The sequence below is a fragment of the Paenibacillus radicis (ex Xue et al. 2023) genome, from assembly GCF_024722015.1.
Classification (GTDB): Bacteria; Bacillota; Bacilli; order Paenibacillales; family NBRC-103111; genus Paenibacillus_S.
In genome coordinates, this window is sequence record NZ_JANQBD010000053.1 from 1 (window position 1) to 15,259 (window position 15,259).

The window sequence follows — 15,259 nt, forward strand, 5'->3', positions numbered from 1 at the left end:
ATAGCTACGTACGGAAGGGATAAGCGCTGAAAGCATCTAAGCGTGAAGCCCCCCTCAAGATGAGATTTCCCAGTATGTAAGACCCCTTGAAGACGACGAGGTTGATAGGTTCGGGGTGGAAGTGCCGTAAGGTATGGAGCTGACGAATACTAATCGGTCGAGGGCTTATCCAAAAAGAACCCCACAAAGTGAAGAGAAGCGTTGAAGCTGACTCCGAATACTTTGCGGGGGGCCCCGTGAAAATATATAGCGTTGCTCGACGCTGCTTGTTTCGGATCTAGTTTTCAGGGTGCAAGCCGCCTTGAATTAAGTTAACGATGCTTCTTGGCAGAAGCATTCAATAAGTTAGTTTTGCGTAAGCAAAACACCATCGTTTGGTGATGATGGCGGAGGGGAACCACGCGTTCCCATCTCGAACACGACCGTTAAGCCCTTCAGCGCCAATGGTACTTAGACCGCAGGGTCTTGGGAGAGTAGGACGTTGCCAAGCAAATGCCCACACAATTTTGTGTGGGTTCTGTATTATTAACGCGGGGTGGAGCAGCCCGGTAGCTCGTCGGGCTCATAACCCGAAGGCCGCAGGTTCAAATCCTGCCCCCGCAACCAATTTTCTAATTTAACGAAACTAACTTACACTTACATACATATTTAAACCCAGAAGAACCCACGATATTTTTCGTGGGTTCTTTGAACATTATGGGAAGCTTAAAATATTGCAGCACTAAAGAATGAAGTTGAATGGACAGTTGAAGGTAACTGGAATTTCTGGAGCTAATTTTCCCTTTTCAGCCTCAGTAAGGAGTCTAACTGGAATAGCTCCATCTAATTAAAGCAATAATTAGGGATATCCTGTTAGGCGGGTGGAATTAGCGTGATGATTTCCAGTTATTTAAAGATTTGGACCCATATGGACTAAAATTAACGGTATGTTTTCCCGTTATATAGAGCTAATGGCTGCTATCATTCAACATTCACAGGTTTTGATGTAAAGCCGATTACCGAGTTTGAATTACAGGAGAGAAGCTTTAATCGGCCTCTCCAACCTGCGTGAATCATAGGCGCGGGTGCGGCGTTTCGCGGCGGTCGTTCGACAACTCCATGCAGAGTAATAAACAAACAAGGGACCCTTATTTAAGGGTCCCTTGCTTGTCATCTTACAAATCTCTGCTTGCCATAGCTTGTGAATAAGTAAATTCGTTTGATTTGGCGATAACTTTATCTTTGGAATCTTTGACTATAATTTCAACCTTCAAAGGATAATTCATTTTCTTGTTAGGCGATAATTGAGCCGTCAACTCATGGTTACTGGTCCATTGTGCCGGTAACAGCTCGCCATTAATAGTTACCATACTGTTATAAGGAAGGTCTTTACCTGTAATCTTTAGAACATTTCCACTAGTTGAAGCTTCTGTTTTTACCGCATCTATTACCATTCTACCTTGACCCAGTATATAACTGCTGTCCTTAATTTTGCTGTTCATTTCCTCGTAACCGTACTGTTTTCCAAAAATAATATCATACTGCAGTTTTTCATAAGTCTTAAGGTCTTCCTTGTTTATGTTCATGTCCTCATAACGGTTTTCCGGAGGAATTACCGGGATGTTCTGCGACAGCTGGTATAAATAGTCCGTGTAGTAGCTGCCAGGTCTTTGAGCTAATTTTAATAAGTATGGAGCTACAAAGGAAGGGCTCATATTGAGTGTATCCTTTTGTTTAGGCAAGTAATTATTCCACACGAGAACGGGAACCCGATACATTTTATCAAGAAAGTCGGGATCATTTTCACTTAAATAGCCGCTCTCTTTGTACGCCTTGTAGTTTTCCCCCAGACTAGGCAGATGATCCCCAAAGAACAACAGAATGGTAGGTTCATCGATGCTTTCATAATGAGTTATCAATCGTTTCAGCATATCATCTGCACCCAGTAATCCTTGGGCATAAGTTTCGAGCAGACCTTTTGTCTCACCGGTGACTCCCGTCACTTCAATTGTATTTTCCTTGAATTTACCAGGGTAATAGTGGTAGTGATTCTCCATTGTATTGGCAAAAATAAAGTCCGGTCCTTCTGTAAGCGTACTGGCATCAATAATCTGCTTGGCAACCTCCCTATCAGCTATATAGGGACCTTCGTATTCGGGTTTGAAAAATTCCATAGGCACATACTTGTTAAACCCGAAGTTTTCATACACCTTTTTACTATTATAAAACCAACTGTGGAAAGCATTAATGGCTGTAGAAGCATAGCCTTGCCGGGCCAAAATACTCCCTAACGAATCCACATCTTTATTGATGTACTGATTATAAGGAATGGAGCCTTGCGGTAAGAAACGCATAGAGTTTCCTGTCAGCACCTCGAACTCTACATTGGCAGTCCCTCCACCGTACTGGGGAGAGAGCATGGTGCCGCTGCTGTATTTATCCATTAACTCATGAAAGAAAGGAAGCGGATCACGACTGAAAGTAACATCCTTAATTTGTGTCGCATCCCAGAAGGATTCACTAAGAACGACAATAATGTTAGGTTTACGTTCAGCGGGTACAGGTACAGCCGGTGTTACAGAATGATAAACAGAACGAATGGATTCTTGATCATAGCCTTCGGGTTGGTTCAAAAAGAGAAACTGCAAATTCATGATCGTTGATAGAAGAAATCCGTTTGTCCGAACGTTTTCCGTCTGATCCCATGCCAGATTTTGAATATGGGCCAGTCTTTTCAGTGACATGGATCCATCCGTATAGATCAAGGTTAATAGGAGCAACGAAGCAATCCCCATAGCTACACGATGTTTCCAGTGAAAAATAAACGAAATTCGGGGCAGCTTATATAACAGTAGAAAGCTGATGACTACAAACGAGATGGAGCCAGAAATGACGGTGAAGTTAAGCAGGCCTTTGAGATATTGCGCCATGTCTTTGGTCTCACTTGTTAAGAGCACATCCCAGGGCAGAAAGGGGACACCTAATATCTCCAGCTTAATTCCGCTGATTAACCCCAATGCCAAACAGGTACTGGCCACCAGCCAGAACGAGAGATGAACTCTGCCGGTAATAGCTGTTAACAAAAATAGAAAGCCCAACACGACGACTGCATTTAGAACAAGCTCTGGTATTGCATGAAACGTCCAGCTAAAGGTTTCCCCCCAACCGCCTCTACTCATTAATTCCACTAGAAATACAATCCAGATTGACCATAAAAGCAATGGCATTCGTCTGGCTGCTTTCATACCATGATTTTGAATTGCAAGCTGTAAATCCCCCATATATATCACCACATTTGTATTATTAACATCTTGTAAATGCAGTCTTAAGTATAGCACACCTAGTAGAATGAATGATATTGGAACCTTTTTGCGATTTGGGAGTGCTCGCCAGCGCGAATCGGTTTTTTTGAACCTGTTTGAATTGGTATGAATAACAATCATTTGATGATCAGAACATATAGGGGAGAGGGAGATGAATGCCGTGGGCGAACAATTGCAGAGGTTTATTCAAGACCTGATGGATAGGAATCAAGGAGATTTTAAAGATGGTGATTTTAAGGATTGCCAGGGAGCTGCAGCTGATATTAAAGAAATGATTCAGAAGCTTGAGAGTACGGAGGTCAATTTCAGGAGAAAGCTGTCCGAGATTTCAGCCAAGCAGCCACCAGACAAAGAAAAAATCATTTATCTGCAAGGCTTGGTGGATGGCATGGGGCTGGCTATAAAGCCGATGGAAATCCATTACGATAATGAACGGGTATACAGGAGTGAGGAATAATGGCAGGCGAATAGACGAATAAAGCAGGAGAGGAGAGAACCCTTAAGGAATAATAGTTCTAAGCAATCCTACACGCCATGTAAGGTCTTTACAACCCAGGGCAGAATGGTACTATCGTCCTACATAGTCAAGGGTTCAAAACCCATTGTGAAGCTTCTACATGCATGGGTTCATTTAACGGTCATATTAGAGCTCAATTATGACTATTATTGGAGCAATGGGAAATTCAGGGCTAATAGAAGATAAAGGTGGGGGCCGAAAATATTTTTCGGTCTTTCTTCCTCGTGCATTGCTGCAAACGCTGTTATATCAATTGATTGCCGCAATCTATGAAACTCTAAATTTTTTATAAAAATAGTTCATTTCCACAGAAATACATCTTGTGAATGATCCAATAAATATGTCATAATAAAAATCACTTACATCAATAAAACATATGCTGCCACTTGGAGACGTGTAAACAGTGCACCAATTAACCCAACTATTTCATAGGTACAAAGATCGAGACTTCATATTCATCATACCGTTTGCTCTGCTTTCTCTGGACGTGAGATTGCAGTATTTTTTTTACCTACTTAACTCCGGTAAAGGTTTTCCACAGTCTGACGACACCCAGTGGTACATCAATTATGCGAATTCTCTGTTGTCAAATTTTCAAATTGGACTGCAAATGAACGATATTATGTATATTGGGTATAATCTCCTTCTTGCTTTGCTCCTTGGAATATTTAAGGACCCTCTTGCTGTCATCTTTATTCAAGCGGTTACTGCTGGTCTTAGTATCATTTTTGTATACAAGATCTCACGAATGTTATTCAATAAAGCAACTGCAATCATAGCCTCATTTTTTTATTATTATTATTCGTGGACAATAACCCTTTGGTCGATGTACATCCTGTCCGACAGTTTTTTCATCAGCCTTCTTCTATTAAATGTTTATTTACTCCTCAAGTTTATGCAATCCAATAAAAGCGTATACAAAGTTCTGTTTATATTATCCTCTCTTTATATACTTGTATTTAGACCGACAGGCGTAGTTTCCTTGTTCTTTATTATGATCTATATCCTAATTAACCTTGATAAACAGAAGTTGTGGGGATTTGTAAAAAAGCACCGGTTTGTAATTGGAGGTTCTTTGACTACTGGCGTTATCGCAGGTATATATTTGTTTTCCGGAAGTAAATTGGACCCATTCCTATCCTCTATGCAGTTTAATGCAAAAATGGTGTTATACAACGTTTATGCAAAAGGGTGGATTTATGACAGACCATCTCCCTATGACTATTTTTTCAAGCCGGATTACACAATTAATGTGCTGAATAGCCTGGTACTAAGTTTTATTTTAAACAACTGGGATCATGTTAGTGTCTTATATGGAAAACGAATTATCGCATTTATAGGTAAATGGGCTTGGGATATTAAGCTAACCGGTGTACGGAGCTATGTAAGGTTGGGGTGGTATTTACTGCCGGCTACTCTGTTTTTGATCGGGACCATTGCGGCGATAGCGAAAGGCATTTTTAGAAAAGTGTCTATTCTGTGGCTGGTCATACTTGCTGTTTTTGTTTTTTGTATTATTTTATTTATTGACGGCATGTACAGGTACAAAGCGCCTAGTTTACCGTTTATTATGATAGTGGTTGCGTACGGGCTTGAGAGAGTGCTTCACGAAGCCTTTGTGATCGTCAAAAAATTAACGCTTAAACTGTTGGCGAGGACAAGAAGGAATACGGAATTTGAGTCCGGTATGTAAATTAATTCTTGCCATTTCACGGTTCCGTATGTAATATTTATACATTGTGATACAACTTATGCTGTGACTTGGAGCTGTGTAATTAGTGTACCAACTATATCTTAAATACAGGGATCGAGAGTTCCTATATATTATACCTCTAGTACTATTCTCCCTTTCAATGAGGCTTGGGAATTTCATTCGTATATATTCCTCAGGCAAAGGTTTTCCTGATTCTGAAGATTCGCAATGGTATATAGAATATGCAAACGCTTTGATGACCAACTTTCAAATCGGTTTGCATATGAATGATATCTTATATCTTGGTTACAATGTTCTGCTTACGCTGCTGCTTGCTATATTCAAAGACCCCGTCGCTATTATATTCATACAAGCGCTGACGGCAGGATTGAGTGTAATTCTGGTTTATAAAATCGCGCGAATGCTATTTAATAGAAGAACGGCTATTGTAGCGTCCCTTTTCTATTCCTATTCCTGGAATATTACCAAATGGTCTACTTATATCCTTTCAGACAGCTTTTTTATAAGTCTGCTCCTATTATGTGTTTATTTCCTTCTCATGTCTTTAGAATCGAAAAAAAGAATCTACACGATTTTATTCGTATTGACCTCGTTGTATATGATGGTATTTAGACCGACTGGGGTCGTATCGTTAGCTTTTATTATGATTTATTTTCTGTTTAGAATTGATAAACAAGTGCTTCTGGATTTGGCTAAAAAGTACAGGCTGGTTATCGGAGCCGTTGTGGGTGCTGCAGTCGCGGTTCTTATTTATATGATTGTCGGTGACAAGCTTAATCCGCTCATAGAATCTTTACAGTATAATGCCAAGCTTGTGTTGTATAATATTTATGCGCATGGCTGGATCTATGACAAGGAATCTACTCATGATTATACGTTCAAACCAGATTATACTATTAACATATTTGGAAGCCTTATTTTAAGCTTTTTAATAAATAACTGGGATCATGTGTTAATATTATACGGGAGAAGGGCTATTGCCTTCCTTGGTTGGTGGGTATGGGAGACAGACTTAAGTACTTTTCGTGGGATTACCCGTTTCTTCTGGTATGTTCTGCCAACAGTATTGTTCTTGACCGGAACCATTGCTTCCATAGTTAATGGGCTGTTCAGAAAGGCTTCAATTGTATGGCTGGTTGCACTTGCTGTCTATGGGTTCTGCATTCTTATCTTTATCGACGGAGTGTACAGATATAAGGCGCCTGCCTTGCCTTTTCTTGCTATTGCAGCTGCTTATGGCGTAGACACCATTATTCACGGAGCGAAGACTATTATAAATAATTATGCGGGGAAGCTGCTATGGGCCAAGAAAAAATACTAATTGTTGTTCCTGCTTATAATGAACAGAACAACATCCAGAAGGTAATTTGGGATATCCGGGAAAGTGGAGCCGATTATGATATTTTGGTTATCAATGATTGCTCTCTCGACGGTACCTCCGTTAATGCCAGGAAGGCGGAGGGTGTTAAGGTTGTGGATTTACCCTATAACCTGGGCATTGGAGGAGCGGTGCAAACCGGATTTAAATATGCTTGGGCTAATGGTTATGATTATATGGTGCAGGTTGACGGCGATGGGCAGCATATGCCCAAAGAGGTGATCAAGCTATATGAGGCTATGGTTCAAAGCGGCAGCGATATGGTTATTGGCTCAAGGTTCCTGGACATCAAATCTTTCCAAACTACGTGGTCCAGAAGATTGGGCATCAAGGTGTTCTATTATTTGTTCAGACTTCTGATAAAAACCAGAGTTACGGATAGTACATCAGGCTTTCGGATGTATAATAGAAAAAGTATACAATTATTGTCAAAATACTATCCTGATGATTACCCAGAGCCGGATGCCATTATCCTTTTGAAAAAACACGGGCTCCGTATTAGTGAAGTAGGTGTTGAAATGAAGGAACGTGAGCATGGTACGTCCTCAATAACACCGATAAAAAGTCCATATTATATGGCGAAGGTTATATTGTCCATATTCTTCTCCTATACAAGGACAAGGTGGTGAAAGCGTCATAGAAAGCGGACATTTCTACAATGTACAGCTGATGGGAGTAGCCTTCAGTCTGATCATGATAATATCGGTTTTTTTAATGGTTCGAGCAAGATTGCTTAGGGAAAAATATTCTTTGGTATGGTTCCTCATTGGATTATTTACATTAGTCATGTCTATTTTCAGGGAATTGATAGATTGGTTCTCTGAGCTGATTGGCATTGATTATGGTCCATCTGCTTTTTTTGCGATACTTATCGCCAGCGCATATTTATTGCTGCTTAATATGAGCGTCAGTATATCGGGATTGAAGATGCATAACAAAGCATTGACTCAGGAATTAGGCTTAACCAAGCTAAGGCTGGAGCAGCTTGAGAAGAAAATTAGCGAGGGTGAACAATAATTAATTATTTATTGCTTTTTGGCAGTATGACTATGACAGTGATTGCAAATACAGTACTGAAGCTGGGCAGTAAATCGGTTCCCTTCGATGGACCTTTAATGGGGATTATACTTGGTTATTTAACATCGCCGCTTATCGTATCGGGCTTTGCTCTATATGCGATGGCTGCTGTTCTATGGATTTATTGCTTGTCCAAGTTCGATTTAAGCTATGTTACTTTTGTATCCAGCGCTCAATATGTTTTGCTGATTGCCGTGTCCCTTCTTGTGTTCAATGAGCAGATCAGTATGATGAAATGGGCGGGTACCGGCTTTATTCTAGTAGGTGTATTTTTTTGGTTGAAAGGATAACTATTCATGTTCAGGTGTGTTGCATATACCGACGCCATGAAGGATGAGTGGGATAGATTTGCATGGTCGAAGGGCACGGTGTTTCATACCACTGCATTCAGACAAATTCTGGTAAGCTCGTTCGGCTACAAGTGCAAATATCATGTCATTCTAAATGAGCAGAACCGTATTTGTGCGATAATTCCACTTATAGCTGGCCGTAATCTAGGTCTGAAAAAAGTCGGCGTTTCGCTTCCTTTTGTTAACTATACCGACATTTGCGCTGACAGTGAGGAATCCTTCAAGTTTACCCTGGATTCTCTGATAAAATTAAAGGACAAGTATCGTCTTAATTACATTGAGCTGCGGTTAAAGGATCAAAACCTTGATAGCTCCGAGTGGAGCTTGAATCTTCATAATCATACCTTCGTGCTGTCTCTCTCTGACAATGAGGAAGAGGTGCTGTCACAATCTACTGGCAGCAATAGAAATCATGTTCGCAAGGTATATAAAAATAACTGGTTCTCGGTATCCTTCGACACTGCACATATGGAAGCTTTTTATAAGGTGTATGTGAAACGAATGAAGCAGCTTGGTTCTCCGGCCCAAGATATCCGCTTTTTCAAAAGCTTTCTTGAGTACCTGCCTGAGCATGCCTTCTTGTTGTCCGTTCTCGATAATCAGACAGGGGAAGTGGTAGGAGGGATGCTTTTGCTGGCAAGCCCTTCGAACTCAACGCTTTATTATCCGTATGGAGCCAATCTATCCGAGTATAACAATAAGTACTTGAACAACTTTATGTACTGGGAAGCTGTCCGTTTGGGCATAAGAAACGGATTGAAGTTTCTGGATCTGGGGAGATCTCAGACGGGATCGGGAACGTACAAATACAAGGAGCAGTGGGGAGCAAAGCCCGAGCAGCTCAAGTATCTGGTTTATAATGGAAGCGGCAAGGAATCGGGCCCGCCTGATAGGGAAAGCCTTAGTTTTTTTGTTCAGCTCTGGAAAGTTACTCCGAGCTTCATTACCGACAGAGTAGGTAAACAGCTGATCAAGTATTTGTTGCCTTAAGAGCTTTCCGAAGGAAAGCTTGCTTCGAAAGGATAGTCTGAGCTTTCTGAAGGAAAGCTTGCTGCGTAGCATATTTTTTCATAATCGGAGGATGCAATAAAAATGAGTAGTTCTAACTGGAAGCAGTACTTTGACAAAAAGGCAGAGGTTCATGGAGCGTCTGTCAAATCATCCGACTATTTCGATGACGAAAGCTTTTTTATGCAGAGAGATAATACCTTGCGCTGGCTGGGAGAATATAAAGGTAAGGAAATTTTGGATGCCGGCTGCGGAGTTGGAGCTTTCAGTGAGCCTTTAGTTAAACAAAATACCGTATATGGCGTGGACTTTTCAGAGAAAAGCCTTGAATTTGCCGCGGGCAGAGGTCTGAAAACATCAGCTGATGATTTGACGGCTTTGCACTTTGAATCCAAGAAGTTTGATGTAGTATTATGCATCGGCGTTATACAGCTAATTGAACAATATAAGGCTGTCATTGAAGAGTTGGCAAGGGTTACCAAGCCTGGAGGAACTCTTCTTATTCAGACCTTAAATAAAGGCTCTCTTCAAAGAAAAATTTTAAGATTATTTGAGAAGAGCAAGAAGTTTGACAAAATGTACGCAATGGATGAATTGAAAAAGGTATTCGAAGCTCACGGATTTGAACAAATACAGTTTTTAAACATATATCATCCTTTCAAATTTGTGACGACAGGCAATGGGACAGGGCTTTTCTCGAATACGCTGAGCACCTCGTTTGCGATAAAAGGGAGAAAGAAAATTGACTAAACAGGAAGCAACATATAGCGGAGCTTCTCAAGTATCCTCACGCAATCAAAGCGTTAAAAATATGCTGACCTTTGACATTGAGGAATGGTTTCACGCTAATTATGATGATGTGAAGCCCGATCTTAGCCAACCGTCCCATTTCAGATCAAACATGGATACGCTTCTACGATTATGCAGAGAGACAGGGTGCAAGGCTACGTTTTTTGTGCTTGGCTATATCGGGGAGCATTTTCCGGATGTTGTCAAAGCGATAGCGCGGGAAGGGCATGATGTTGCATCCCATGGTTATGCTCATGAGTTAGCGTACAAGCAGACCATTCAAGAGTTTAAGGCTGATGTGAAAAAGTCCGTGGATATTCTGGAGGATATAACCGGAACCAAGGTATTAGGGTACCGCGCACCCTCATGGTCCATTGTGGAAAGCAATCTGCATTATCTTGAAGCGCTTGAGGAGCTAGGGTTAAAGTATGATGCCAGTATTTTTCCCGTAAAGACCTTTCTGTATGGAATTCCCACAGCACCAACGGAGATTCATAAGCCAAGAGTGAATGGACGAGAGCTTAATCTGTATGAAGTCCCAATGTCGGTTATGAAGCTGACTGGAAAAAATATGGGTTACTCTGGCGGTTTCTATTTCCGTTTTTTTCCTAAATTTTTTATTAAACAAGTTATTCGCTCAGCAAATCGGCAAGGTAAAAGCTCTATTGTTTATTTGCACCCGAGAGAGGTTAATGTTAACGAAGCGAAGCTGATACTTCCGCGCAAGGAACATTTTATCCACTATTATAATATAGGCGGAACTGAAGCCAAGCTGGAAGATATCCTGAGAAGCTTTAATTTTACATCGATTTCAGAGCATCTGAAGCATAACTTTAAGCTGGAAATTTAAGATGTGATTAAATAAATAGGAAATAGAGTGCACTTATGCAAAAATGGTTATGGAAGTGACGAAAGTCGCCATTATCAGAGGAGCAAGGTGCTTTTTTTCATGGAGAAGCAATTGCGCTATAATAGAGAGAGTACGACAAGGGGCTTTGAACAACCTCTAACAGGAGTCTGTCCGACGATTTGATTTTCGTGAATATATATTCATGTGGTTATGGAGGGATAAGGGAATGGTACGGAAAGTTTACGGCCGCCTTTGAAATGAAGTTGTTACCGCAAGGTAAATTAAAGACAACTTAAATGTCCGGGGTCCCCGCAAAGTATTCGGAATCTTCTCCAACGCATAATCTTCACTTTGTGGGGTGGGGGAGCGGTGGAGTGCCATCCCTTTCCTGTAATAACCTCAGTAATGAATATATATTCACGGATTTGCTTCCGTCGGAAAGACTCCTAGGGGAGAATAACAGCAGGAGCGGAAGGGAAGAGGTATGTGTTTGCAAGAAGGGAAAGCTTAAAGCAGTACGTCCGGTTGTATCCTGTTACGACCGTTATTATTGTGATCCATTTACTTGCTATGGCTGCAATGGAATGGTATGGATCATCTAAGGATAATGCGACCTTGCTTCATTTTGGGGCCATGTTCGATCTTCCTAATCTACGTCCGGAGCCGTGGCGTTATGTGTCATCGATTTTTCTTCATATTGGATTCCAGCATTTGCTGTTTAACAGCTTCGCGTTGTATGTGTTCGCGGCACCACTCGAACGAATGCTGGGTGCTTGGCGTTACGCGCTGTTCTATCTGGCATGCGGCATTATTGGCAATATAGTCAGTGCCTGGCTGCACCCGGGTTATTATATTGGAGCCGGGGCATCAGGGGCTATATATGGTGTTTACGGGGCTTACTTGTACATGTCGGTACTCCGCAAGGATCTGATCGACTATCAGACGAAACAAACGGTAAGGATTATTGTCATTATGGGCTTTGTGTATTCGCTTGTTATTCCAAATGTCGATATTTATGCACATGCAGGTGGGTTTGTCGGTGGTTTAGCAGTTATGTCCATTATGACTCTGTTTATTAAGCGGAGGCAGCTTGTTCAGAATGATGAGGAACAGACAGTGTACAGAGAACCGGAAGAGTAGAACGGTATATCTTGTAAAACAGGGGAGCAGGCACGGATGTGTTGTCTGCTCCTTTGGAAAAGCTAATGGGATTATGAAAGGTTTTAAATAAAATATAGCCAAGCTGTGGATAAAAGTAATGAAACAGGGATGAAAACTTAATGTAGGATCTTGTTAAAACAAAGTGACTATGCTACATTATGTTATGTAAACGTTATACTAAATGGCGTACAGCTAAAAGGATCGGGGAATACAGTGTGGGCTCAATAACCATCAAAGACGTTGCACAAGCAGCCGGCGTATCCACTGCAACAGTGTCTCGCGTTCTTAACAGGAACGGCTATGTCAGTAATCAGGTACGCCTTCATGTGGAGCAAGTGATGAAGGGCCTTAACTATCAGCCCAATGTACTGGCGCGCAGCTTGAAGCAGGAGAAGTCACGAACGGTAGGGATTGTCCTACCGGATATGACCAATCCGTACTTCATGGGTGTAGCCCGAATTGTGCAGCAGCGGTTGTTAGAGAAAGGCTACCATCTGATCTATATGGATTCAGTGGAGGACCCTGATAAGGAGCTTAAAGCAATACAATTGCTCCAGGGCATGCGAATTGAAGCTTTGATTCTGGCCGGAACCGGTCAAAATGCGGAGATTGTGAAGCATTTGATCCAGTCCGGGACGACTGTTGTGCTGCTTGACCGTATCATTGAAGGTGTACACACGGATCTGGTCGTAGAAGATAACTCCGGGGCTGCTGAGGAAGCGATGGGTTATTTACTTGGCAAGTATGGAAGCAGACTTGGAGTCATCGGAGGTCCGCAGCAAATCAGCACGGCCAGAGAGCGATTGGAAGGTGCTCAAAAAGCTGTAAAGCTGGCAGCCGCACAATTTTCCGAGACTAACTATTATGCTGGGGATTATTCCAGAAGATCAGGCATTTTGGCATGCAACTTCTTTATGGAAGCACAAGAGCCTCCAGAGGCTATCTTCTCTTCGAACAATGAAATGACATATGGTTTTTATTTAGGCATGAAGGAACGGGGCATGGATCTGGACTCCGTAGAAGTGATTTCTTTCGGGGAACTGGACGCTGCACCTTTATTTTCTCATCGCCTGTCCATCATATATCAGAATCCCGCTCAAATAGGGGAAGCCGTTGCAGAAATTACGCTTAAACGTTTGGCAAGAGAAGGCACAGGCAGGGAAAAACGTATTTTTACACCGCGTTTAGAGAAGCAATTCTCATAGCGGCTTTCTTTTTTAGCATGTGTAAACGATAACACACATAATTTTCATGTTATCGTTTACATGTATTCATAAATTATTTTATATAGGAGGAATTATTCATGAGTAATGAAAATGTAAAAAATCGATTGGTGGGCGACATGCCCAAGATTGGCATTCGTCCTGCAATTGACGGTCGTAGAGGCGGAATTCGTGAGTCTCTGGAAGAAGTAACTATGAATATGGCGAAAGCGGTTGCTGAGCTGTTAAGCAGCAAACTAAAGCATGCTAATGGCCTTCCTGTAGAATGTGTGATAGCCGATACTTGTATCGGTGGTGTGGCAGAGGCTGCTCAAACCGCTGCCAAATTCGAAAGAGCGGGGGTTGGCGTGTCGATAACGGTTACACCTTCATGGTGCTATCCATTGGAAACCATAGATACTTCACCGCATATTCCCAAAGCCATCTGGGGATTCAACGGCACGGAGCGTCCAGGAGCGGTTTATTTGGCAGCGGCCAATTCTGCACATAACCAGAAGGGGTTGCCTGTATTCAGCATTTACGGGCGTGACGTTCAAGATATGGGAGATGGCAGTATTCCGGATGACGTTCAGAATAAACTCATCCAATTTGCCAAGGCCGGCCTTGCAGCAGCCACGATAAGAGGGAAATCGTATCTGTCGCTTGGCTCTGTATCGATGGGGATTGCCGGATGTATCGCAGACGAATCCTTTTTTCAGCAGTATCTTGGCATGCGCAATGAGTACGTAGACATGACCGAATTTGTTCGGCGTATGGAGCGGGGCATCTATGATAAAGACGAATATGAGAGAGCTTTGAAATGGACGAAGGAAAATTGCGGTGAAGGTATTGACGTTAACCCTGAACATTTGAAAAGGACTGCAAATGAGAAGGTTCAAGATTGGGAAACGGTCGTTCAAATGACGCTGATCGCCAGAGACTTAATGATTGGCAATCCTAAATTAGCCGAGATGGGCTATGGTGAGGAAGCGCTTGGTCACAACGCAATTGCAGCAGGCTTTCAGGGACAACGGATGTGGACCGATCACTTCCCTAACGGGGATTTCATGGAAGCGATCTTAACATCTTCCTTTGATTGGAACGGCATTCGCGAGCCTTATATTCTCTCAACAGAAAATGATACGCTTAATGCGGTTACGATGCTGTTCGGTCATCTGTTGACCGATTCAGCCCAGATTTTTGCTGATGTGCGTACTTATTGGAGCCCGGATGCAGTAAAACGTGTAACAGGTAAAGAGCTGACCGGTCCTGCACAGAACGGAATTATTCATCTAACTAACTCGGGACCCGCATCACTCGATGGTACGGGACGTCAGACGAAGGATGGAAAACCGGCAATGAAGCCATTCTGGGAGATTACCGAAAACGAAGTGCAAGAATGCTTGAAGGCTACCGCTTGGAGTCCTGCTGTTGACTTCTTCCGTGGCGGGGGATTCTCTACGGATTACCAAACACTTGGCGGGATGCCGGTAACGATGGCGCGTATCAACCTCGTGCAAGGCTTGGGTCCGGTTCTGCAAATTGCCGAAGGCCATACCGTGGACATTCCGCAAGACATTCATGATGTGCTGGATCAAAGAACGAATCCAACTTGGCCAACAACCTGGTTTGTGCCGAGCTTGACTGGAGAAGGTGTATTCCGCGACGTCTACTCCGTCATGAATGCGTGGGGCTCCAACCATTGCTCACTTAGCTATGGTCATATTGGTTCCAACCTAATCACGCTGGCTTCGATTCTGCGTATCCCTGTTAGTATGCATAATGTAGCTGAAGATCGCATATTCAGACCAAGTGTATGGACAGCATTCGGGACAGCGAATCTTGAGTCGGCGGATTATCGTGCATGCTCTCAATTGGGACCGTTATATAAATAGGGTAGAGCAGGAGGCA

13 protein-coding genes, 1 tRNA gene and 2 rRNA genes are annotated in these 15,259 nt (G+C 42.4%); 15 read left to right on the plus strand and 1 reads right to left on the minus strand.

The genetic code is table 11. The features are described 5' to 3' along the window. The 3 genes from NV381_RS36810 to NV381_RS36820 all read left to right on the plus strand — a co-directional run. Positions 1-173 (plus strand): 23S ribosomal RNA (locus NV381_RS36810); the annotation flags it as partial. A 200-nt stretch (positions 174-373) separates the two neighbouring features. Further along, positions 374-490: ribosomal RNA gene (rrf, locus tag NV381_RS36815) — 5S ribosomal RNA — on the plus strand. Positions 491-529: 39 nt separating this feature from the next. Continuing rightward, positions 530-606 (plus strand) — tRNA-Met (locus NV381_RS36820). A 548-nt stretch (positions 607-1,154) separates the two neighbouring features. Here NV381_RS36820 and NV381_RS36825 read toward each other — a convergent pair. After that, entirely contained in the window at positions 1,155-3,260 is a 2,106-nt protein-coding gene (locus tag NV381_RS36825) for an LTA synthase family protein (RefSeq protein WP_258218235.1), read from the minus strand. Between the two features lie 193 nt (positions 3,261-3,453). Between NV381_RS36825 and NV381_RS36830 the strand changes: the two genes are divergently transcribed. The 12 genes from NV381_RS36830 to NV381_RS36885 all read left to right on the plus strand — a co-directional run bounded on the left by NV381_RS36830 (position 3,454) and on the right by NV381_RS36885 (position 15,243). Further along, a complete protein-coding gene (locus NV381_RS36830; RefSeq protein WP_258218236.1) occupies positions 3,454-3,759 on the plus strand; it encodes a hypothetical protein in 306 nt (101 codons plus the stop codon). 643 nt (positions 3,760-4,402) lie between these two features. Then, a complete protein-coding gene (locus NV381_RS36835) occupies positions 4,403-5,512 on the plus strand; it encodes a glycosyltransferase family 39 protein (RefSeq protein WP_258218237.1) in 1,110 nt (369 codons plus the stop codon). 256 nt (positions 5,513-5,768) lie between these two features. Continuing rightward, complete coding sequence (locus NV381_RS36840; RefSeq protein ID WP_258218238.1) at positions 5,769-6,854, plus strand: glycosyltransferase family 39 protein; 1,086 nt, start codon at positions 5,769-5,771, stop codon at positions 6,852-6,854. Next, on the plus strand, positions 6,833-7,540 hold the full coding sequence (locus NV381_RS36845; RefSeq protein WP_258218239.1) for a glycosyltransferase family 2 protein: 708 nt from the start codon (positions 6,833-6,835) through the stop codon (positions 7,538-7,540). The genes NV381_RS36840 and NV381_RS36845 overlap by 22 nt, the downstream gene beginning before the upstream one ends. A gap of 40 nt (positions 7,541-7,580) precedes the next feature. After that, positions 7,581-7,928 (plus strand): DUF2304 domain-containing protein, encoded by a 348-nt coding sequence (locus NV381_RS36850; RefSeq protein WP_258218240.1) that lies wholly within the window; start codon positions 7,581-7,583, stop codon positions 7,926-7,928. A gap of 32 nt (positions 7,929-7,960) precedes the next feature. Continuing rightward, positions 7,961-8,278, plus strand: coding sequence for an EamA family transporter (locus NV381_RS36855; protein WP_258218241.1), 318 nt, complete (start codon positions 7,961-7,963; stop codon positions 8,276-8,278). A 6-nt stretch (positions 8,279-8,284) separates the two neighbouring features. Further along, positions 8,285-9,328, plus strand: coding sequence for a GNAT family N-acetyltransferase (locus NV381_RS36860; protein ID WP_258218242.1), 1,044 nt, complete (start codon positions 8,285-8,287; stop codon positions 9,326-9,328). 102 nt (positions 9,329-9,430) lie between these two features. After that, entirely contained in the window at positions 9,431-10,096 is a 666-nt protein-coding gene (locus NV381_RS36865) for a class I SAM-dependent methyltransferase (protein WP_258218243.1), read from the plus strand. Further along, positions 10,089-10,985 carry a polysaccharide deacetylase family protein gene (locus tag NV381_RS36870; RefSeq protein ID WP_258218244.1) on the plus strand — a complete coding sequence of 299 codons (897 nt, stop codon included), beginning with the start codon at positions 10,089-10,091 and terminating at the stop codon, positions 10,983-10,985. The genes NV381_RS36865 and NV381_RS36870 overlap by 8 nt, the downstream gene beginning before the upstream one ends. A 486-nt stretch (positions 10,986-11,471) precedes the next feature. Continuing rightward, on the plus strand, positions 11,472-12,125 hold the full coding sequence (locus tag NV381_RS36875) for a rhomboid family intramembrane serine protease (protein ID WP_258218245.1): 654 nt from the start codon (positions 11,472-11,474) through the stop codon (positions 12,123-12,125). A gap of 236 nt (positions 12,126-12,361) precedes the next feature. Next, positions 12,362-13,351, plus strand: a complete 990-nt coding sequence (locus NV381_RS36880) for a LacI family DNA-binding transcriptional regulator (protein WP_258218246.1) — start codon at positions 12,362-12,364, stop codon at positions 13,349-13,351. Between the two features lie 98 nt (positions 13,352-13,449). Further along, a complete protein-coding gene (locus NV381_RS36885; RefSeq protein WP_258218247.1) occupies positions 13,450-15,243 on the plus strand; it encodes an L-fucose isomerase in 1,794 nt (597 codons plus the stop codon). Positions 15,244-15,259: the final 16 nt, after the last annotated feature.

Coding starts and splice junctions, on each gene's coding strand:
- NV381_RS36825 (WP_258218235.1), bottom strand. CDS start 3,260: ATGGGGGATTTACAGCTTGCAATTCAAAATCATGGTATGAAAGCAGCC.
- NV381_RS36855 (WP_258218241.1), top strand. CDS start 7,961: ATGACAGTGATTGCAAATACAGTACTGAAGCTGGGCAGTAAATCGGTT.
- NV381_RS36840 (WP_258218238.1), top strand. CDS start 5,769: ATGACCAACTTTCAAATCGGTTTGCATATGAATGATATCTTATATCTT.
- NV381_RS36845 (WP_258218239.1), top strand. CDS start 6,833: ATGGGCCAAGAAAAAATACTAATTGTTGTTCCTGCTTATAATGAACAG.
- NV381_RS36885 (WP_258218247.1), top strand. CDS start 13,450: ATGAGTAATGAAAATGTAAAAAATCGATTGGTGGGCGACATGCCCAAG.
- NV381_RS36865 (WP_258218243.1), top strand. CDS start 9,431: ATGAGTAGTTCTAACTGGAAGCAGTACTTTGACAAAAAGGCAGAGGTT.
- NV381_RS36830 (WP_258218236.1), top strand. CDS start 3,454: ATGAATGCCGTGGGCGAACAATTGCAGAGGTTTATTCAAGACCTGATG.
- NV381_RS36850 (WP_258218240.1), top strand. CDS start 7,581: ATGGGAGTAGCCTTCAGTCTGATCATGATAATATCGGTTTTTTTAATG.
- NV381_RS36860 (WP_258218242.1), top strand. CDS start 8,285: ATGTTCAGGTGTGTTGCATATACCGACGCCATGAAGGATGAGTGGGAT.